Source organism: Mesorhizobium amorphae (assembly GCF_014843845.1).
Taxonomy (GTDB): Bacteria; Pseudomonadota; Alphaproteobacteria; order Rhizobiales; family Rhizobiaceae; genus Mesorhizobium; species Mesorhizobium amorphae_A.
Genome location: NZ_JHQS01000099.1, coordinates 1 through 939, shown reverse-complemented (window position 1 = coordinate 939; position 939 = coordinate 1). Strand labels below are relative to the sequence as shown.

The following is a 939-nucleotide window of genomic DNA, read 5'->3' as shown; positions in this document are numbered from 1 at the left end:
GCGGCCGGTCGGTCGATCCGGGGTATTGCGCGAGGTCTTGGACGATCCCCATCGACGATATGCCGGGAGATCCGGCGCAACGGCGGTTCGCAGGCGTATCGTGCAACCCGGGCCGACAAGCATGCATGGGATCGAGCGTTGCGTCCAAAGCGGTGTCGCCTGGCATGCCATGGACAGCTACGATGGCGTGTGGCGCAGAAGCTGGCGCTGCAGTGGTCGCCGGAGCAGATTTCCGGCTGGCTGAGGCGGCAGTTCCCGAGCGATCAAAGCATGCGGATATCTCACGAAGCGATCTATCGCAGTCTCTTCATCCAGTCGCGAGGGGTGCTCAAGAAGGAGCTGACGGTGCATTTGCGCACCAAGCGGCAGATGCGTCACGCCAAAGGCGCAAAGACCAGGACGGGACAGGGGCAAATCCTCGATATGGTGTCTATCCGCGAGCGCCCGGCTGAGGCCGAGGATCGCGCTATCCCGGGTCATTGGGAGGGAGATCTACTCACCGGAGCCAACGATACGCACATCGCCACACTCGTCGAACGCCACAGCCGCTTCACGATGCTCGTGAAGGTGACGAGGAAGGACTCCGCAACCGTAGTGGCCGCACTCGCCAAGCAGATCCGCAGACTGCCCGAAGCGTTGCGACGCTCCCTGACGTGGGATCAGGGCAAGGAGATGGCTGGCCACAAGAGCTTCACCATTGCTACCGATGTGGAGGTCTACTTTTGCGATCCGCGCAGTCCCTGGCAGCGCGGCAGCAACGAAAATACCAACGGCCTACTCCGGCAGTACTTGCCCAGAGGAACAAATCTCGCTCACATATCGCAAAACCAACTCAACGCCATAGCCCTGCGGCTCAATCAACGCCCCCGAAAAACCTTGGGCTTCGAAACGCCGGCTGATAGATTGCGAGCGGTGTTGCGTTGACCGGTTGAACCCGCC

At 61.2% G+C, this 939-nt stretch carries 1 protein-coding gene; it reads left to right on the top strand.

Annotated elements, in window-relative coordinates:
* Window positions 1–924: IS30 family transposase (locus DH08_RS30180; RefSeq protein WP_192182904.1), on the top strand; the 924-nt coding region annotated here is incomplete at its 5' end.
* Window positions 925–939 lie beyond the last annotated feature (15 nt).